Below are 17,853 nucleotides of genomic sequence, written 5' to 3'. Positions count from 1 at the left end.
CGGCACGCACCCGGATGCTACGCAATGCGACCTCCGTCGAAGCGCGCGTCGCTTCCGGCGTAGGGTGAAATCGATGAACATCGCTGCCCGATCCCGTTTCCCGGTTCTGCTCCTGCTGGGCATCGTGTTCATCGGTTTCATCCTCCGGGGTCCGATCGTGGCCGTCGCGCCCATCACCGGGCAGATCAGTGACGAGCTGGCCCTGAGCGCCGCCCAGGCGGGGCTGCTGACGACGCTGCCGGTGTTGTGCTTCGCCCTGATGACGCCCTTCGCGTCCCTGTTCGTCGGGAAAGCGGGTGCGAACTTCGCGACGACCACGGCCATCCTCGGTGTCGGGGTCGGCTCCATCGTGCGTTCAGCCGGCGGCCTGGACGCCACCGTCGCCGGCACCATCATCATGGGAGCCTTCATCACGGTCGGCAACGTGGTCATCCCGGTGATCATCCGGCGGGACATCGAGCCCACGCGTGTCGGTATCGTCACGGGGGCGTACACGTCGTCGCTCAATGTGGGGTCGATGATCACGACCCTCGCCACGGTCCCCCTTGCCGCCGCCGTCGGCTGGCGTGGAGCGCTCCTGACGTGGATCGGGTTCGTCGTCCTCGCGGCCGCGGTGTGGCTGACCGCCCTCGGGCCGGGCCGGGCCTTCCGCTGGGGGCCCCTGAAGCCCGCCGTCGAATCGGCCGCCGTCGACACCGTCGCACGCGCCACCGGCGCCACCCTGCGTCCGGTCGCGAAGCCGCGCACCTGGCTCAGCCTGTCGGCCGTCCTCCTCTCGCTGACGTTCGGTGCCCAGGCGTTCTCCTACTACGGACTCACCGCGTGGCTCCCGACCATCCTCGAGCAGGAGCTCGGGTACTCGGCCGGCCAGGCCGGGACCAGCTCGTCGATCTTCCAGATCGCCGCCGTCGTCGGCGCGCTCGGAGTGCCGCTGCTCTCCCAACGGCTGGGCGTCCCGAGGACCTTCGCCCTCGTCTCAGCACTGTGGATCAGCTGTCCTGCGGGACTCCTGCTCGCTCCTGCCGGCTGGCTGGCATGGGGTCTCCTCGGCGGAGTGGCCCAGGGGGGCGGCATCACGCTCGTCTTCATGCTCGTGGTGCAGCTCGCCCTGAGCGGCACCCACGCCCGGCAGCTGTCCGCGATGGTGCAGGGTGCCGGGTATGCCATCGGCGCCACCGCTCCGTCGCTCATCGGCGCCGTCCACGACGCCACCAGCACCTGGGCGCTGCCGATCATCGTCGTCCTGGTGGCCACGCTCGTGTTCGCCGTCGCCGGGCTCACCGGTTCCCGCCGCGCCAGTACCTCACGCACCTGACGTCCCCCTGAGTCTGTCCGGTGGCCCGCCGGAGCCCCGTCCGAGTCCCACCGGCGTCCCGGAGTCCCGCCGGATTCCTACCGGAGCTGACGCCGAGGGGGTGCGGCGCCGCCCGCACCCCGAAGGGCCAGGGCGGCGAGGAGTGCGGCGGAACCCGCCAGCGCTGCGGTGAACGCGACGACGCCGGACCAGCCGAAGTGCGCGAAGAAGATGCCCCCGGCCCAGCCCACGGCGCTGGATCCTGCGTAGTAGGCGAAATTGTAGAGTCCCGCTGCCTGGGCGCGGCCTTCGGCGGCGAGTACCGGGGTCCAGCCGGAAGCGACGGCATGGGCGGCGAAGAAGCCGCCGGTGAAGACGACGAGCCCGACGACGACGACGGGGAGTTGCCCGGCGAGTGTCACCACCAGTCCCGCCACCATGACGAGAATGGCGGAGAGGAGCACCGGGAGCCTGCCGTGCCTGACGCTCAGCCCACCGGCGAGACGGGACGTCCCCGTTCCTGCGAGGTAGGCGAGGAACAACAGGCTCACGAAGGACACGGGAAGTAGGAAGGGCGGGGCTTCGAGCCGGAACCCCAGGTAGTTGTAGACGGCGACGAAGGCACCCATGAGGAGGAACCCCTGCGCGTACACGGCCAGCAGTGAGGGCGACCGGACATTCATCAGGAGGCGCGCGAGAAGGGACGGGCCCTGTCCGCGGACCGTCGGGACGAAGCCGCGGGCCGCCGGGGCCAGGACCAGGAACGTGACGACCGCGCCGCCGGCCATCAGGCTGACCCCCAGCACGCCGGCCCGCCAGCCCAGCGCATCCCCGATGAAACCCGCGACGAGGCGCCCGGTGAGCCCCCCGAGTGTGGTTCCGGCGATGTAGGTGCCCGCCGCTACGGCCACGTGAAGTCTCTGCACCTCTTCGTGGAGGTAGACCAGCGCCGTCGCCGGCACGCCACCGAGCGCGATCCCCTCGAGAAGACGCAACGCGATCAGCACCGGGAACGACGGCGCCACCGCGGCCAGCAGGCCCAGGACGACTGCCGCGCTCATCGCCCAGGCGAGGCTGCGCCGGCGGCCGATCCGATCGGCGACAGCGGACCAGGGGATCACCGCCAGGGCCAGGCCGAGTGTCGCCGCGGAGACCGACAACGCGGCGTCGGAGGGCGACACCTCGTACTCGGCGGCCACGGCCGTCAGGAGACCCTGGAACGAATACAGTTGCGCGAACGTCGCCAGCCCGGCGAAGAGGAGGGCGAGCAGGATCCTGCGGTAGGCCCGGGAGCCCTTTGCATGGCCGTGCCAGGGACCATCACCCATCGTCGCTGGAACCGCCCGCCGCGGTCGCTCCGAGCGGCATCAGGCCGACCATGCGGCATCGTCCCCCGGCATGTCCTGCCGTCATCGGGCGGTGAAACGGCGGTGCAGGGAGGACGGGCAGATCCCGGCGGCTCCGATGACAGCGCGGGTGGAGGTCGTGGCGTCACCGTGGCCCGTGAGGGGCTCAGCGGCCGCACCGAGGATCTCCTCATGACCAGTGGATCTGCGGCGCACCGATGGTCGCGCACGGGGGCGTCCCGGTCCGGCTGATGTCACGCCCTCATTCTTGCACTGTCGAAACGGCGACCTGACGCGCACCATCGGCTCTGCAGGGTGGTGGACGACACCCTGCGCCGTCGTCCTGGCAACGATCACCCATGGTCAGCTCGGGGACGATCGGTCCCACGCCGGTGAGCGGAGGCGCCGACCGGCAGGACCGCGGGCTCCCGCCGGGGGGCGGTGGCCTTCGCGGCACCGTCACCTGCCGGTGTCGAGGCGAGGACTAAACTGGACAGGCCGGAGACCGACCGGCCCCGCTCCCAGAGAGGCCCTTGATGGCTGCTGCATCGTCCGCGCCGAGCGCCGGCCCCGATACCGTCGAGCTGCAGGCGTGGAAACCGTTCCTGGTCCGCGCCGCGGTGAGCGCGCTGTTCGGGCTGGTGACCATCTTCTGGCGTGAACCCTCCACGCTCGTGATGTCCCTGGCAGGAGGGCTGTACCTCCTCCTGAGTGGTGCCGCCTATCTCTGGACGCACCGCATGGCCCACTGGGGCCCGCAGTCGCGGTTACTGACCGACGTCGGTGGCGGACTGCTCCTCGGGGCCGGCATCGCCAGCCTCGTCTTCCTCGACGACCGCAGCTTTGCGTTCGCCGGCGCCGTCGCGCTGGTGATCGCGGGCCTGGCCGAACTGGTGCGCGGACTCGCTGCTCGCACCCACGCCGCGTCACGGGACCTCGTGGTCGTCGGCGTCGTGGGCATCGTCACGGGCGGTATCCTCCCGTTCGTCATGCACCTCGGCGCGCACGCCCTCCTCGGGGTCACGGGCGGCGGGGCCCTGCTCACCGCCGTCGTGCTCGGGATCGCCGGGCTCAGCTACCGGCACGATTCAGCGCTCAGCGCATCGTCCGGATCCGGTGCCCAGGGCGGATCGGACGCCGTAAACTAGAAGCTCTACGTCACGTAGAAACTATTCGGAACCGGAAGGAGTGCCCGTGGCCAACCGCCAGCCGGGGAAACCCACGCAGGGACGATTCCGTCACGGCATCAAGGCACCCCTCGTCTTCTCCGCCGTCCTGGCCGTGGTGGCCGGGGTCGCGACATCGATCTTCGCCACCGGGGGCGGCGCCAAGGAACTGCGGGTCGACCTCGGTCTCACGGCCGCCGGGATCGCCTTCATCGCCTCCCTCGTGATCTGCGCGATGCTCATGATGGCCGAGACGCCCAATGCCGAGCACCTCAGCAAGGGATCCGGCGTCAACCGCTCGTCCCGCACCCCGGACGGGGCCACCCCGGACCCGGCGGCCTCCGCCAAGCGGCCGGCGGGCGAGCCCGACGACGAACCGCGCTTCGGGGAGCGACTGCCGGGGCAGGACAGCTAGCCTCCTTGACGTCCCTGCTAGCCTCCCACCATGGGGGATGACGTAGCAGGATTCATGAGGGATTTCGGCGCGCTCGTGCGCATGGCACTGGAGGCGCAGCCGCGCTCGGCGCGTGGCCGGGAGCTCGTCGACACACTCTCGGCCCACCTCGGAGCCGAGCCCGGCAGCGTGCCGGTCGTCATCGAGGAAGTGGCTCCGCACCGTTTCGTGGATGCCGACATCGTCCTGGGGTCGCTCACGGCGGACGGGCGGTGCGTGGGCATCGGCGGCGGGGACCATCGCCACCACATGTCCTTCAGCGACATGGTCCAGCAGTCGGAGGTCCATCCGAACTTCCCGTTGTCCCAGCCCGACTACGCGAACCTCCCGGTCGGGCCGGACGAGCAGCGGCAGGCGGTGGCGTTGGGCCTCCGGTTGTTCGAGCGTGACGGCGTGCCCCTGGCGCTCCTGCAGCGCAACGCCGAGCCCCGCTACGGCCGGCAATCCGCGTCGCTCGAGGTGATGTGCGCGGACGCCGCCGTCGTCTCCGGGTTCCTGGCCGAATTCCGGCGGAGGATGCAGCGCGAGAGCGTGATGAAGGGGCAGGTGCTGTCCTTCACCGTCGAGGACTTCGGGCCGAGCAGCGCGGGCGTGACGTTCCATCACCGGCCCGCGCTGGACGCCGCCGACGTGATCCTCCCCGAAGGACTGCTGGAGCGGGTCGGCGAGCACGCCCTCGGTATCGCCGTGCATCGGCAGGCCCTTCTCGCGGCCGGCCAGCACCTCAAGCGCGGCATCCTCCTGTACGGCCCGCCCGGCACCGGCAAGACCCACACGGTCCGGTACCTGCTGAGTGCGAGCGCGGGGACGACGGCGATCATCCTCACGGGTGGGACGCTGCAGCATGTGGGCGAGGCGGCCAGGACGGCCCGTGCGCTCCAGCCGTCGATCGTGGTCCTCGAGGACTGCGACCTCATCGCCGAGGACCGCAGTCTCGGCCACGGGCCGCAGCCCCTCCTGTTCGAGGTGCTGGATGCCATGGACGGACTCGACGACGACGCCGACGTCACGTTCGTGCTGACCACGAACCGCGTGGACATGCTGGAGCGGGCCCTCGCGCAACGGCCCGGGCGGGTGGACCTGGCCGTGGAGGTGCCGCTTCCCGGTGAACACGAGCGTGCGGCCCTGCTGCGTCTCTACGCGCGCGGTCTCGCCTTCAGCGAGGACGCCGTCGGGGCCGCGTCCGGGCGCACCGGGGGCACGACGGCCTCCTTCATGCGTGAACTGGTGCGCCGCGCCGTCCTCGCGGCCGCGCTGCAGGGCACCTCGGTGGCGGACGGGCATCTGCTTGCCGCCGTGGACGAGCTGATGGCGGACGGCGCGTCGCTGACGCGGAGCCTGCTCGGGAGCAACGGCCCGGGCCAGGAGGAGGGCGTCCCCGCCGGCCCCGGCGGGTCCTTCGGGTGGGTGCCCGGGGCGCCGCCGTACTCCGGCGGTCATCCACCTGCGTACGGGTCGTCGCTGTCCCTGTCCTTCGACGGGGAGGGCTTCGCCGACGGCGGCTACTCCGAGGACGGTTTCCCGGACGACGGCGTCGAGATGATCGATGGCGCGGACGGCGGGCCGGACGTCCCTCCCGGCGACGCCGGGCGCTAGGGGCGCTGGTGGTGCTTCACGTTCGCGGTCCGGCCGGACGGTCGCTCCGGGTGGAACGACCGTCCGGCCGGTAGGTCCTGCGGCTCAGCGGCCGGTGCGGCGCTTGCTGTAGACGTCGAAGGCCACGGCGAGCAGGAGCACCAGGCCCTTGATGACCTGTTGCCATGCGGCGTCGACCGAGAGGATCGACAGCCCCTGGTTGAGGACGCCCATGACGAGGCCACCGATGACCGCACCGACCACCGTCCCGACGCCACCCTGCACGGCGGCTCCGCCGATGAAGACGGCCGCGATCGCGTCGAGTTCGAAGCTTCCGCCCGCGGACGCCACAGCACTGCCGGCACGGGCCGTGCTGACCACGCCGGCGAGGCCTGCGAGGAAGCCCATGTTCACGAAGATGAAGAAGTTGACCCACTTCGTCTTCACGCCGGACATCATGGCCGCGTAGAGGTTTCCACCCATCGCGTACACGTGCCGCCCGAAGACGGTGCGCGAGAGCAGGAACGAATAGAGCAGCACGAGCGTCGCGAGGATGACGAGGATGATCGGTGTGCCCCGGTTGTATGCGAGCAGGTAGCACAGGTACATGATCGCGACGACGGCGATGGCGATCTTGAGGACGAAGGACAGGGTCCGCTCGCGGGGCAGGTTGAGGCGGCGCAGATCCGCGCGTCCCTTGAGCTGCTGGACCACCAGGGCCAGCGAGGCCAGGGCACCGATGCCGAGCGTGATGAGGTCCGGTGTGCCGGTGGAGGGGAGCGTGCCGGACCCGATGGAGTTGAAGGCCCGCGGCAGTCCGCTGATGGTTCCACCGGTCAGCAGCACCAGGGCCACGCCGCGGAACACGAGCATGCCCGCCAGCGTCACGATGAAGGCCGGTATGCCCACGAAGGCGACCCAGAAGCCCTGCCACGCGCCGATCAGAGCACCCACGAGGAGCGACAGGGCGACGGCGGCACCCCACGGCAGGCCCCAGCTGTTCATCGAGAGTGCGGCCACGGCCCCGACCGTGGCGACGATCGACCCCACCGACAGGTCGATGTGCCCGGCGATGATGACGATCACCATGCCGATCGCGAGGATCAGCACGTAGGCGTTCTGCTGGATCAGGTTGCTGACGTTGCCCGGGTACAGGAGGCGGCCGCCGGTGAGGACCTGGAACAGGAGGATGATGACGGCGAGGGCGGCGAGGATGCCGTACTGGCGCATGTCGACCCGGCGTCGCTTCTTCTTCACGAGGTCGGGCCGGGGCGGGACGGGAGCAGTGGCCTGCTCGGGCGTGGTGGTGGTCATGAGGCCTGTGCTCCTTCGTTCCTGGCGGCGGTCATGTAGCGCATGAGCTCCTCCTGGCTGGCGTGGGCGCGATCCAGCTCGCCGGTCAGCTTGCCTTCCGCAATGGTGTAGATGCGGTCCGAGAGACCGATCAGTTCGGGTAGCTCGCTGGAGATGACGATCACCGCTTTGCCCTGGGCGGCCATCTCGTTGATGATTCCGTAGATCTCGTACTTGGCGCCGACGTCGATCCCGCGCGTGGGCTCATCGAGGATCAGCACGTCCGGTCCGGAGTAGATCCACTTGCTGAGGACGACCTTCTGCTGGTTCCCGCCGGAGAGGTTGCCCACCACGGAGGAGACACTCGGCGTCTTGATGTTCATCTGCTTGCGGTACTCGTCCGCGACGGTGTACTCCCTGTGCCGGTCGATGATCCCCAGGCGCGCGAGCTTGCCGAGCGCGGCAGCCGAGACGTTGACCGTGATGCTGCCGATCAGGTTCAGGCCGTAGCGCTTGCGGTCCTCGGTGACGTAGGCGATCCCGTTGCGGATCGCCTCACCGACGGTACGTGTGTGGATCTCCACGCCGTCCTTGTAGACCCGGCCCGAGATCCCGCTCCCGTAGGACCGCCCGAAGATGCTCATGGCGAGTTCCGTGCGGCCCGCGCCCATGAGACCTGCGAAACCGACGATCTCGCCGGCACGTACGTGGAAGGACGCACGGTCCACCACGACCCGCTCCACGTCGATGGGGTGGTGCACGGACCAGTCCTCGACCCGGAACTTCTCCTCGCCGATGTCCGGTTCACGCGGCGGGAACTGATGGTCCAGCGGACGCCCCACCATGGCGCGGATGATGCGGGTCTCGATGTCGTCGCTGTCCACCACAGGGAAGGACTCGATGGTCTGCCCGTCACGGATGACGGTGACGGTATCGGCGATCGCCCGGATCTCCTTGAGCTTGTGGGAGATGATGATCGACGTGATGCCCTGGGTCCGCAGCTGCTCGATCAGATCCAGCAGGTGCGCGGAGTCGTCGTCGTTCAGGGCAGCGGTCGGCTCGTCGAGGATGAGGATCTTGACCTCCTTGGACAGCGCCTTGGCGATCTCCACGAGCTGCTGCTTGCCCACACCCAGTTCGAGCACCCTGGTGGCGGCGTTCTCCTGCAGGCCTACCCGGGCGAGCAGTTCGGTGGCCTGGAGATTCGTCTTGTTCCAGTCGATCACCCCGCCGCGCTGCACCTCGTTGCCGAGGAAGATGTTCTCCGCGATCGAGAGGTACGGGCTGAGCGCCAGTTCCTGGTGGATGATGACGACGCCGTCGCGTTCGCTGTCGTTGATCGAGCCGTACGCGACCGGCTCTCCGTCGATCGTGATCGTCCCCCCGAAACTGCCGTGCGGGTAGACCCCGCTGAGCACCTTCATCAGGGTGGATTTGCCGGCGCCGTTCTCGCCGCAGATCGCATGGACCTCGCCGCGTTCCACGCTCACCGAGACCCCGTCGAGGGCCCTGATGCCGTTGAACTCCTTGACGATGCCGTCCATCTTGAGGATTACGTCACTCATGCTGTTCTCGCTTCGCTCCCGGGCAGGACGGGGCGCGGTTCATGACCGCACCCCGTCCTTCCCATTCGATGGTCAGAGACCGATGTCTGCTGCCTTGACGAAGCCGGACTCCACGAGCGTCGGCTCGACGTCGTCCTTGGCCACCACCACGGGGTCGAGGAGGTACGAGGGCACGACCTTGGTCCCGTTGTCGTAGGTCTCGGTGTCGTTGACCTCGACCTCGTCGCCGGCGACGATCGAGGCGATCATCGATTCGACCTGGCTGCCGAGCTCGCGGGTGTCCTTCCACACGGTCATCGACTGCTGGTCGGCGAGGATGGCCTTGACGTTGGCGACGTCCGCGTCCTGTCCCGTGATGATGGGCCAGTCGCTGCCCGGCTTGTAGCCCGCGGCGTCGAGGGACGCCTCGATGCCGAGCGCCAGGCTGTCGTTGGGGGAGAGCACGACGTCGACCTTGTCACCGCCGGTGTAGAACGACTGCAGGCGGTTGTCCATCTCGGCCTGCGCGTCGTCCGAGCCCCAGCCGAGGATCCCGATGGCCTTCCAGCCGTCGTTGTCCGCCGGCGACTTCCCGGAGGGGACGACCAGCTGGCCCGATTCGACGTAGGGCAGGAGGACGTCCCATGCGCCGGCGAAGAAGAACGCCGCGTTGTTGTCGTCCGGGCTGCCGGCGAAGGGCTCGAGGTTGAAGGGGCCCTTGCCGTCGGCGAGACCGAGCTGCTCCTCGATGAACTGGCCCTGGAGCTGACCCACCTTGTAGTTGTCGAACGTGGCGTAGTAGTCCACGGCCTCCGTGCCGTTGATCAGGCGGTCGTAGGCGATGACCTTGACGTCCTGCGAGGCGGCGTCCTCGAGGGCGGGGCCGAGGGTCTGGCCGTCGATGGCCGCGACGACGAGGATCTTCGCCCCGCCGGCCACCTGGTTCTGGATCTGGCTGATCTGCTGGTCCGTCTTGTTGTCCGCGTACTGGAGGTCGACGGTGCAGTCCGCGGCCTCGAGCTTCTCCTTGAGTCCCTCGCCGTCGTTGATCCAGCGCTCGAGGCTGCGGGTGGGCATGGAGATGCCGACGTTGCAGCTGCTGGTGGCGTCGTCGCCTCCGGCCTCCGGGGCGGTCGATCCCGCCGGCGCGCAGGCCGACATGCCTGCTGCGACACCGACTGCCAGCAGGAAGGCCGAGACATTCTTGATCGTGGTCATGGGTTGAGCCTTTGAAAAGGATCCGACCGGTGGCGGGCGAACCAGGCACGGGCCGGTGGTGACGGCGGGTGGCCCTGGTCCGCCTGGTGGCTGGATCGAGCTGATACAACGCTGTAGCGCCCGGTCGACGGGGCGTCGACAATATGTAGGCGAAGACAACTTATCCATGGGGCAAGCGTTACATCAAGGGAACCGGTGAACGTTATCGAAGTGAGACGTTCCTCGAGGGTCAGGCGCCCTGGGCCTTCCGGGCGCGGTAGGCCTTCACGTGGGTGCGGTTGGCACAGTTGCCGGTGTCGCAGAAGCGCCGGGACCGGTTGCGGCTCAGATCCAGCACCACGCCGTCGCAGTCCTCGCCCGCGCAGGAGCGCAGGCGGTCGAGTTCGTGCCCCCGGATGACGTCGGCGAGGGCCATGGCCGCCTCGGTGGCCATCCGCTCCTCGAGCGGCGCCTCCGGCGCGGTCGCGTGGAGGTGCCAGTCCCACTCGTCGTGGCGGACGAGCTGGGGCAGGGCGTTCGCCCTCCGCAGGATGCCGTTGACGAGCGCGACGGCGTCGTCCTCCGCCGCGGACCAGATGACTTCCAGCTCGGCCCGCAGGGCACGGACGGCCTCCAGCTCGGCCTGCGAGTGCGTCCGCGAGCCGGAGAACCGCTGCTCCTCGAGGAACCTGTCGAGGCCCTCGGGGGTACCGAGGGGGTCGATGTCCTCTTTCGCGGTGTTGATGAGTGCGGCTGCAGACGCGAGCGCCACTCCCGTGTCATATGTGAAAGGCATGTTGACTCCTGACATCACTCACCCTAGTGTCACGACCATAACCACTTCACACTCATGACACCAGTCATCGACCCGAAGGGAGCCGACGTGACCCTGCGCCCCGCCACCGGCCTCTGGATAGCACTGATCTCCGCGGCATCCTTCGGCGTCTCGGGCCCCTTCGCGAAGTCCCTCCTGGAGATCGGCTGGAGCCCGGGAGCCGCCGTCGGCCTCCGCATCGGCGGTGCCGCCGTCGTGCTCCTGGTGCCCGTGCTGATCGCACTGCGCGGCCGCTGGTCCACCGTGGGCGGCAACGCGCTCACCCTCACCATCTACGGGACGACGGCGATCGCCCTGTGCCAGCTCTTCTACTTCAATGCCGTCCAGCGCATGTCCGTCGGGGTCTCGCTGCTGCTGGAGTACCTGGCGCCCGTGCTGATCGTCGGCTTCCTCTGGCTGCGCTCGCGCAGGGCACCGCATGCCCTCACGATCATCGGGTCCGTCACCGCCGTCCTCGGGCTCCTGCTCGTCCTCGACCTCGCAGGGGATGCCCGGCTCGATCCGGTGGGCGTGCTGTTCGGTCTCGCGGCCGCCGTCTGCCTCGTGGTGTTCTTCCTGATGTCGGCGCGCGTCGACGACTCGCTGCCTCCGCTCGTCATGGCCGGCGGCGGCATGGTGGTGGGCGCTCTCACCATCCTGGTGCTGGGCGTCACGAACATCATGCCGTTCCGCTTCGTGTTCACGGATGTCCAGCTGGCAGGGCGGACGTACAGCTGGGTGGTACCCGTGGCCGTCCTCGTCCTCGTCGCCACGGTCGCGGCCTACGTGACGGGCATCGTGGCCGCGCAGCGCCTCGGGTCCAAGGTGGCGAGCTTCGTGGCGTTGACCGAGGTGATGTTCGCCGTGCTCGCGGCCTGGCTGATCCTGGGCGAACTGCCCGGTGCCGTGCAACTGCTGGGCGGACTCCTGATCGTCGCCGGCGTGGTGTGCGTCCGGCTGGACGAACTGCGGTCCGCGCCGGCCGACGAAGCCGCGACGGTGCTCGACCGCCCCAGTCCGGTGGAGCCGCTGCCGAAGCCGTGAGCGCCCCGGAGTCCCGTCGAAGGCCGTAGTCTCTCGTACACAGCACGACGGCGACGAGTACGAGCCGACGCGGCGGCTGCGGCAGGCCGCAGGCAGGTGCTGCCGTCGCAGGCCCGGCCGATGGGAGCAGGTGGAAGGGGCGTCATGGCGACCGAGCACCACGCGGTAGTCGTCGGTGGGGGTATCGCGGGTCTGACCGCTGCGGCCTCCCTCGTCCGTGAAGGCTGGACGGTGACTGTGCTCGAGCGGGCGCGGGCCTTCACGGAGGTCGGCGCAGGTCTGGCCATCACCCCTAATGGAATGTCGGCTCTCAGCTCTGTCGGCGTCGATGGCCCTGTCCGGGACGCGGGCCACCGGGTGCGCATGGCCGGCACCACCGATGAGCATGGACGATGGTTGATGCGTGTCCCTCCCGCCGGTGCATCCAGCCCGGACCAGGACATCCACGGTATCCACCGGCAGAAGCTCCATGGCCTGCTGTTGACTGCAGCGGGAGGAGCCGAGCTGGTCAGTGGCGCCCGGGTCACCGACATCACTCCCGGAACGCCGGACGGGGCCCGGGCACGCGTGGACTGCGTGGGCGTGAACGGTGACCTGTCCTACGAGGCCGACCTCGTCATCGGGGCGGACGGTCTTCGCAGCACTGTCAGGGGTCTCGTCGCCCCTGGAACGACGCCCCGGTTCAGTGGCAGATCGTCGTGGCGGGGCATAGTCCAGGACCGGGCGCTCGTCACGGACGACGTCACCATCAGGTGGGGCCTGGGAACGGAATTCGGGGCCGTGCGCATCGGAGCCGACCAGGTGTACTGGTACGGGTACGCCTCCTCGAAGGAAGGTCATCGCTGGCCCGACGAGAAAGCCGCGGCCATGCATCATTTCCGCGGCTGGGCCGATCCCGTCCAAGCTCTGATCGATCGCACCCCGGCCGACCGGGTGATACGGCACGACGTCTTCGCACTCGCCCCTGACCTCAGGACCTACACCTATGGACGGGTAGTGCTCATCGGCGACGCAGCACACGCCATGGTTCCCACGATGGGTCAGGGGGCGAACTCCTCACTGGAGGATGGCGCATGCATCGGACTCCTGGTCGGCCGGCCCGTCAACGAGGGAGTGTCCCTGCGATCGGCACTCGGCACCTTCGACGCACTCCGCCGCCCCCGTACCCAGAAGATCGCCCGCCGATCACGAACCGCCGGGCACGTCGGAGCCGACCTCGACGGCAGGATCAGGATCGCCGTCCGTAACACCCTGCTGAGAGTGGCCCCCGCCGGACCAGCAGCGAGAGCAGGAGCATCGATCCTCGCGTGGAGAGCCCCGACCTAGACCGGGACCGACACGGGGACGGTCCACGATGATCGAGGTGCCCTGAGGTCGGGTGCGTGCACCCCTCCGGCCTTGCGGCGCTGGTGCAGTGGATGACCACCACATGACAGGCGCGGCACGCCGGGTCCTGCCCGGCAGCGAGGCCTGTCTTCACTGGCCGGCCGTGAGAACGGATCGTCCGCATCAGCCGTGGTGAGCGGCTCGGGAGACGGGACCTCAGTCAGTCGATTCCAGTGTCCTCGCGGGCCAGACGCCGGTCTCGAAGAAATCGTCAAGAACTGTAAGAGCAGGAGACGGGTCCAGGCCATTGCGCATCAGCCAGGCGTGGTCGTCGTAGGTGGCCGCGTAGCGGTCGCCGGAATCGCACATGAGCGAGACGATACTTCCTGAGCGGCCGTCGGCGATGAGATCCGCGACCAGCTGCCATACGCCCCAGAGGTTGGTTCCCGTCGAGGGCCCGGCGTGCAGTCCGGTCAACGTCCGCAGGTGCTGTGCGGCGGCGACCGATGCGGCATCCGGCACCCGGATCATCGCGTCGATGACGGACGGCACGAAGCTCGGTTCCGAACGCGGCCGACCGATGCCCTCGATGCGGGAGGGCCGGCCGGTCGGGGTCGCGTCCGGCTGGGCCCAGGCCGGATAGAACGCCGAGTTCTCAGGGTCGACGACGGCGAGGCGCGTCGGGTGGCGGTGATAGCGCAGGTAGCGGCCGATCGTCGCGCTCGTGCCTCCGGTCCCAGCCCCCACGACGATCCAGGCAGGCAGCGGATGAGGTTCGAGAGCGAGCTGCCCGAAAATGGACTCGGCGATGTTGTTGTTGCCGCGCCAGTCGGTGGCGCGCTCGGCGTAGGTGAACTGGTCCATGTAGTGTCCTGCCGTCTCCCGCGCCACCTCCTCGGCGCAGGCGTAGACGTCGGAGGCGTGCTCGACGAACCGGCATTCGCCACCGTACTGCTGGATCAGCGCGACCTTCTCCGGGCTCGTCGTCGCCGTCATGACGGCGATGAACGGCAAACCCAGCAGTTGAGCGAAGTACGCCTCGGACACGGCCGTCGAGCCACTGGATGCCTCCACGATGGTGGTCCCTTCCGTGATCCAGCCGTTCACCAGGCCGAACAGGAACAGGGACCGTGCGAGCCTGTGTTTGAGGCTACCGGTCCGGTGTGTCGACTCGTCCTTGAGATATACCTGCACGCCCCAGTGTTCGGGGAGCGGTACGGCGAAGAGGTGGGTGTCCGCCGACCGGTTGCCTTCCGCTTCGATACGCCGAACGGCATCGTCGGACCACGATCTGTCGGGGGCGGTGAACCTGGGCATTCCGCCAGCCTACAAGTTGTCCTCACGGGGTGAGCGGGAGCGTTGCAAGCAGCGTGATGCCTCGCAGGAAGGGCCGGAGCCGTGCGCTCCGTCTGCGGCGTGATGTGGCAGTGCGGGTAGCGGGGTGCGGTTCGAGAACCGATACCTGATCTCCTGAAGACCCTTCTGCTCGGGGCGGCTACAGTGTCATTATGAGAAGAGTTTTCCAGCACGTGATATTTGGTCAGTTGGCCGGGAAGATCTGATGTCGTCGTGACATCGGCTGGCCTCTTCTACGTCTGGGACACCTGGCTCGATGATGCCGGGGCCGGAGTCCTGTGGATCGCGTGGGACGAGTGGCAGTGAGGGTGGCTCAGGTTGCGAGTGCGGCCCTGGTGCTGTTGCTGGTCTCCTGTTCGGACCCCGGCGGGTCCACGAACCCGCCGCCGACGTCGAATCCGTTTCCGTCGGAGAACAGCGGGCCCCGTTCCTCTGTACGGCAGACAACGCCGGCACCGGTGGCAGAACCGGCCCCGACAGAGGATCACCAGTCACGATCCTTGGTGCTGACGACCGAGGCCGGCAGTTCGACCGTGGCCGTTCTGGACCCTGCGGCGATCGGCCATGAACTCGTCGCGAGGATCGAGGTCGGAGCGGCCCCCTGGGACATTGCAGTGGCGGAATCCACGGGTCAAGCGATTGTCGCCACAGCTGTCGGCCTGACCGTGATCGACGTGCATCTGCTGGAGGCGACCAGGGTCATTCCTTACGCTTCCGGACCGGACCGGGTTCTCTATGGCGAGTATCGGCCGGGAGGAACGGGAGTCGCCATCTCGCCGGATGGGCGATTCGGCTACGTTGCGGTCATCAGCGGTGCCGGAGCGGCGGTGGTGGAGAAGGTCGATCTTCGTGATGGGTCACAGGTCGGCTGGGTCGAGGTGGGCCAGCGGCCTTTCGACATCCTCCTGTCCGCCGACGGGACGGAGCTGTACTCGATCAACCATGACGGCTTCTCGGTGCACGTCATCGACGCCTCCGCCATGAGCGCCGTGGAAGTCCCGATCGCTCCTTTCGGGACCGACGGGGGACTGGCTTCCTGGGAGAAGCCTCACTACGGAGCCCTGACGGCCGACGGTTCGCTGCTTCTACCGTTTCAGGGCAGGACACTCGCGATCCTCGACCCGGTGACCAGAGCGACGCGGTTCGAGCCCATGACCGCGAATTCACACCAGCACGGTGCCGCCCTCACCCACGGGAACACCAGTCTGCTCGTGGTAGGAACCGGATCCTTCGGCAACGCAACAGGGACCCCGAACCTGACAGTGCGGGATCTGGCTGCAGGATCCGAAGCGGTCATACCGTTACAGCGGCTCCACGAGAATGTCGTCTCCTGGTCGGCACCGGACGGCGGTCCCGAATACGCGCTTCTTTCCGGAGGCTACACGAGGGATGGATTCTGGGACGGTCTGACGATGATCGATCTGGCAACGCTCGAGCAGCACGAAGTTCTCGGCGTAAGGAGGCCTCAGGCCCTGGCCGTCTTCACGGAAGGGGCCCGGGACCGGTAGGGCAAGGGCTCCACGTAGGACCTGATGAGTTCTCGGTGCTCCCGGAGTGGATTGTCGCTCGCCGGCAGGACGAGGAATTCCGGGTCGATTCCGCGGGGTCCTCGAGGCCCGATGTCGTCCCGCACGCCGCCTCTACCGATCCGCGAGTATCGCCGGCCCCGTGTCAGGTCGGATCGTGGGTGATCAGCCTCTGCCGATGAACGGCATCCCGGAGGCGGTGATGGTCAACTGATTGATGTTCGCCTCTGCTGGCATGGTCGCCATCAGCGTGACGGCCCGTGCTGCCTGACAGACGTCGAAGGTGGGTTCGATCATGCGGGTCCCGTCTGCTTGCAGCGCTCCGCTTTCGACGCCCAGGGCGCCCATCATGCCCGTGGATGCGTTGCCGATGTCGATCTGGCCTGCGGTGATTCCAAACGCGCGGCCCTCGAGGTCGATACTTCTCGTCAGCGCGGTCACGGCGCTTTTCGTCATGGCATAGCCGGCGGCATGGGGGCGCGGTGAGTGGGCTGCGATGGATCCGTTGTTGATGATGCGCCCACCCGAGGGTCGCTGCTGTTTCATTGTTCGAATGGCTTCTGCGGCGCAGAGGAACGACCCTGTCTGATTGACCTGAAGGACCTGCTGCCATTCAGTCGTCGTGATGTCCTCCAGCGGCGCGGATGGTCCTGTGATACCGGCATTGTTGAAGAGCAGGTCCACCCTGCCCCAGTGGGTGCGTGCCGCTTCGAAGAGTGCCGCTACGTCGTCCTGTGAGGTGACGTCCGTGGGTACGCAGAAGGTGTTCTTGAGGGCGGTCGCGGTCTCTTGGAGCGCGGTGAGCGTGCGGCCCGCGAGGACGACGTTGAACCCCACCTCATGCAGCTGCTGTGCAACAGCGCGACCGATCCCGGAACCGGCACCGGTGACCACGGCGGTTCCCGGGCCACGTCCTGCACCGGATTCGTGCTCACCCTGCGTGTGTCGGGGCGGGAACGCTCGCGGGGAACTCATGGCAGGGAGGTGTAGAACGCTGTGGAGGTCAGCCGGCCGATCAGCGCCTGCAGGAAGCGGCCGGCATCGGCGCCGTCCACCAGGCGGTGATCATAGGTGAGCGACAGGTACATCATGGGACGAACGACTGTCGTCTCCAGGCCCGACGGGTCGGCCCGCACGACGAGGCGCTTGGTGACGGCACCCAGCGCCAGGATCGCTATCTGGGGCTGGACAATGATGGGCGATTCGAAGAGCGCCCCGACCGCGCCGATGTTCACGACGGTGAAGGTGGGCTCAGGCAGGGCGGTGGATGGCTCCGGACAATCAGGCTGTGTCCTGATCGCCGCTATGTGCGACGCCGCCTGAGCGACCGTGAGGGTACCCGCGAACGGAAGCAGGCCCGTCCTGTGATCGCCATGGGTGGCGAACGTGATGTGCTCCTGTGCGTGGTAGCTGATCTCACGTCGCCCCTGGTCGTACTGCGCGTTCAGTGTCGGGTGTTCCTGCAGAGTGGCCGCGACGGCGAGAATGACAAGCGCCTGGACGAGGGTGTCAGGGGCCTTCCCGACACCTCCCGGTGCGCCGCTGAGCTTCAGGGCCCACTCGGAAAGCCTGCCCGCGTCGACCTCGTGCACTTGCGTCAATTGGGCCGAGGTCGCCAGTGACGCGCGATGGTCGGTACGGGTGGGGACTGGTGTGGGGTGTCCGTCTTCTCCCCCCTGGGTCAGCGGGGACGTCCCAGCCCCGGGGAGACCAGTGGGCGCTGAAGCATCTGTCCGGTTGGTGACGGTTGCCCGGGTGCCGGCCCGCAGGATATCTGTGCGGCGCGGCCGGGTGCCGCTTGAGGCCATCAGCGCTGGAAGGTCCACCCGCATGGTTCTTGCAAGCTTCCGGAGTTGAGGCGGAACCGGATGCACGTCGAATCCGTGATGACGGGTGGCCGTACCTGACGTCTCCGAAG

16 protein-coding genes are annotated in these 17,853 nt (G+C 68.3%); 7 read left to right on the top strand and 9 right to left on the bottom strand.

What is annotated here, in order from left to right; all coding sequences use genetic code 11:
* Positions 1-73 precede the first annotated feature (73 nt).
* Positions 74-1,315, top strand: a complete 1,242-nt coding sequence (locus QFZ50_RS15110) for an MFS transporter (RefSeq protein ID WP_307085538.1) — start codon at positions 74-76, stop codon at positions 1,313-1,315.
* Positions 1,316-1,392: 77 nt separating this feature from the next.
* Here the strand turns inward: QFZ50_RS15110 and QFZ50_RS15105 are convergent, their stop codons facing one another.
* Both QFZ50_RS15105 and QFZ50_RS15100 read right to left on the bottom strand, forming a co-directional pair.
* Entirely contained in the window at positions 1,393-2,622 is a 1,230-nt protein-coding gene (locus QFZ50_RS15105; protein WP_307085536.1) for an MFS transporter, read from the bottom strand.
* Positions 2,623-2,703: 81 nt separating this feature from the next.
* A complete protein-coding gene (locus QFZ50_RS15100; RefSeq protein ID WP_307085534.1) occupies positions 2,704-2,898 on the bottom strand; it encodes a hypothetical protein in 195 nt (64 codons plus the stop codon).
* A 278-nt stretch (positions 2,899-3,176) separates the two neighbouring features.
* Here QFZ50_RS15100 and QFZ50_RS15095 point away from each other — a divergent pair, with 278 nt between their 5' ends.
* From QFZ50_RS15095 to QFZ50_RS15085, 3 genes are read left to right on the top strand one after another with little or no spacing between them, the layout of a single operon-like run.
* On the top strand, positions 3,177-3,788 hold the full coding sequence (locus QFZ50_RS15095) for a hypothetical protein (RefSeq protein ID WP_307085532.1): 612 nt from the start codon (positions 3,177-3,179) through the stop codon (positions 3,786-3,788).
* 46 nt (positions 3,789-3,834) lie between these two features.
* Positions 3,835-4,221 carry a hypothetical protein gene (locus QFZ50_RS15090; protein WP_307085530.1) on the top strand — a complete coding sequence of 129 codons (387 nt, stop codon included), beginning with the start codon at positions 3,835-3,837 and terminating at the stop codon, positions 4,219-4,221.
* A 30-nt stretch (positions 4,222-4,251) separates the two neighbouring features.
* A complete protein-coding gene (locus tag QFZ50_RS15085) occupies positions 4,252-5,856 on the top strand; it encodes an AAA family ATPase (RefSeq protein ID WP_307085529.1) in 1,605 nt (534 codons plus the stop codon).
* Positions 5,857-5,940: 84 nt separating this feature from the next.
* Here QFZ50_RS15085 and mmsB read toward each other — a convergent pair whose 3' ends face one another.
* The 4 genes from mmsB to QFZ50_RS15065 all read right to left on the bottom strand — a co-directional run bounded on the left by mmsB (position 5,941) and on the right by QFZ50_RS15065 (position 10,665).
* Positions 5,941-7,149 (bottom strand): multiple monosaccharide ABC transporter permease, encoded by a 1,209-nt coding sequence (gene mmsB, locus QFZ50_RS15080; protein ID WP_307085527.1) that lies wholly within the window; start codon positions 7,147-7,149, stop codon positions 5,941-5,943.
* Positions 7,146-8,693 (bottom strand): multiple monosaccharide ABC transporter ATP-binding protein, encoded by a 1,548-nt coding sequence (gene mmsA / locus QFZ50_RS15075; RefSeq protein ID WP_307085525.1) that lies wholly within the window; start codon positions 8,691-8,693, stop codon positions 7,146-7,148. The genes mmsB and mmsA overlap by 4 nt, the downstream gene beginning before the upstream one ends.
* Before the next feature lie 72 nt (positions 8,694-8,765).
* Positions 8,766-9,890 carry a multiple monosaccharide ABC transporter substrate-binding protein gene (chvE, locus tag QFZ50_RS15070; protein WP_307085523.1) on the bottom strand — a complete coding sequence of 375 codons (1,125 nt, stop codon included), beginning with the start codon at positions 9,888-9,890 and terminating at the stop codon, positions 8,766-8,768.
* Positions 9,891-10,119: 229 nt separating this feature from the next.
* Positions 10,120-10,665 (bottom strand): CGNR zinc finger domain-containing protein, encoded by a 546-nt coding sequence (locus QFZ50_RS15065; protein WP_307085521.1) that lies wholly within the window; start codon positions 10,663-10,665, stop codon positions 10,120-10,122.
* Positions 10,666-10,719: 54 nt separating this feature from the next.
* Between QFZ50_RS15065 and QFZ50_RS15060 the strand changes: the two genes are divergently transcribed.
* Both QFZ50_RS15060 and QFZ50_RS15055 read left to right on the top strand, forming a co-directional pair.
* Positions 10,720-11,727: an EamA family transporter gene (locus QFZ50_RS15060; protein ID WP_307085519.1), complete on the top strand. Its 1,008-nt coding sequence runs from the start codon at positions 10,720-10,722 to the stop codon at positions 11,725-11,727.
* 144 nt (positions 11,728-11,871) lie between these two features.
* A complete protein-coding gene (locus QFZ50_RS15055; protein WP_307085517.1) occupies positions 11,872-13,053 on the top strand; it encodes an FAD-dependent oxidoreductase in 1,182 nt (393 codons plus the stop codon).
* A gap of 216 nt (positions 13,054-13,269) precedes the next feature.
* On the opposite strand, the gene QFZ50_RS15050 is transcribed toward QFZ50_RS15055, so the two are convergent.
* On the bottom strand, positions 13,270-14,370 hold the full coding sequence (locus QFZ50_RS15050; RefSeq protein ID WP_307085515.1) for a PLP-dependent cysteine synthase family protein: 1,101 nt from the start codon (positions 14,368-14,370) through the stop codon (positions 13,270-13,272).
* 539 nt (positions 14,371-14,909) lie between these two features.
* Between QFZ50_RS15050 and QFZ50_RS15045 the strand changes: the two genes are divergently transcribed.
* Complete coding sequence (locus QFZ50_RS15045; protein WP_307085514.1) at positions 14,910-15,917, top strand: YncE family protein; 1,008 nt, start codon at positions 14,910-14,912, stop codon at positions 15,915-15,917.
* Positions 15,918-16,100: 183 nt separating this feature from the next.
* Here QFZ50_RS15045 and QFZ50_RS15040 read toward each other — a convergent pair whose 3' ends face one another.
* The gene (locus QFZ50_RS15040; RefSeq protein ID WP_307085512.1) at positions 16,101-16,829 is read right to left on the bottom strand and encodes an SDR family oxidoreductase; all 729 of its coding nucleotides are present in this window, start codon (positions 16,827-16,829) and stop codon (positions 16,101-16,103) included.
* 77 nt (positions 16,830-16,906) lie between these two features.
* Complete coding sequence (locus tag QFZ50_RS15035; RefSeq protein WP_307086841.1) at positions 16,907-17,743, bottom strand: 2-oxo acid dehydrogenase subunit E2; 837 nt, start codon at positions 17,741-17,743, stop codon at positions 16,907-16,909.
* Between the last annotated feature and the right edge of the window lie 110 nt (positions 17,744-17,853).

Source organism: Arthrobacter agilis (assembly GCF_030816075.1).
Classification (GTDB): Bacteria; Actinomycetota; Actinomycetes; order Actinomycetales; family Micrococcaceae; genus Arthrobacter_D; species Arthrobacter_D agilis_E.
The sequence above is the reverse complement of the archived record's forward strand: the minus strand, read 5'-3'. Positions and strand labels throughout refer to the sequence as shown.

What these genes read in the sequence shown, in the direction of transcription:
- QFZ50_RS15110 (WP_307085538.1), top strand. Translation starts at nt 74, where the DNA reads ATGAACATCGCTGCCCGATCCCGTTTCCCGGTTCTGCTCCTGCTGGGC.
- QFZ50_RS15105 (WP_307085536.1), bottom strand. Translation starts at nt 2,622, where the DNA reads ATGGGTGATGGTCCCTGGCACGGCCATGCAAAGGGCTCCCGGGCCTAC.
- QFZ50_RS15095 (WP_307085532.1), top strand. Translation starts at nt 3,177, where the DNA reads ATGGCTGCTGCATCGTCCGCGCCGAGCGCCGGCCCCGATACCGTCGAG.
- QFZ50_RS15085 (WP_307085529.1), top strand. Translation starts at nt 4,252, where the DNA reads ATGGGGGATGACGTAGCAGGATTCATGAGGGATTTCGGCGCGCTCGTG.
- mmsB (WP_307085527.1), bottom strand. Translation starts at nt 7,149, where the DNA reads ATGACCACCACCACGCCCGAGCAGGCCACTGCTCCCGTCCCGCCCCGG.
- mmsA (WP_307085525.1), bottom strand. Translation starts at nt 8,693, where the DNA reads ATGAGTGACGTAATCCTCAAGATGGACGGCATCGTCAAGGAGTTCAAC.
- chvE (WP_307085523.1), bottom strand. Translation starts at nt 9,890, where the DNA reads ATGACCACGATCAAGAATGTCTCGGCCTTCCTGCTGGCAGTCGGTGTC.
- QFZ50_RS15065 (WP_307085521.1), bottom strand. Translation starts at nt 10,665, where the DNA reads ATGCCTTTCACATATGACACGGGAGTGGCGCTCGCGTCTGCAGCCGCA.
- QFZ50_RS15060 (WP_307085519.1), top strand. Translation starts at nt 10,720, where the DNA reads ATGACACCAGTCATCGACCCGAAGGGAGCCGACGTGACCCTGCGCCCC.
- QFZ50_RS15055 (WP_307085517.1), top strand. Translation starts at nt 11,872, where the DNA reads ATGGCGACCGAGCACCACGCGGTAGTCGTCGGTGGGGGTATCGCGGGT.
- QFZ50_RS15050 (WP_307085515.1), bottom strand. Translation starts at nt 14,370, where the DNA reads ATGCCCAGGTTCACCGCCCCCGACAGATCGTGGTCCGACGATGCCGTT.
- QFZ50_RS15035 (WP_307086841.1), bottom strand. Translation starts at nt 17,743, where the DNA reads ATGGCCTCAAGCGGCACCCGGCCGCGCCGCACAGATATCCTGCGGGCC.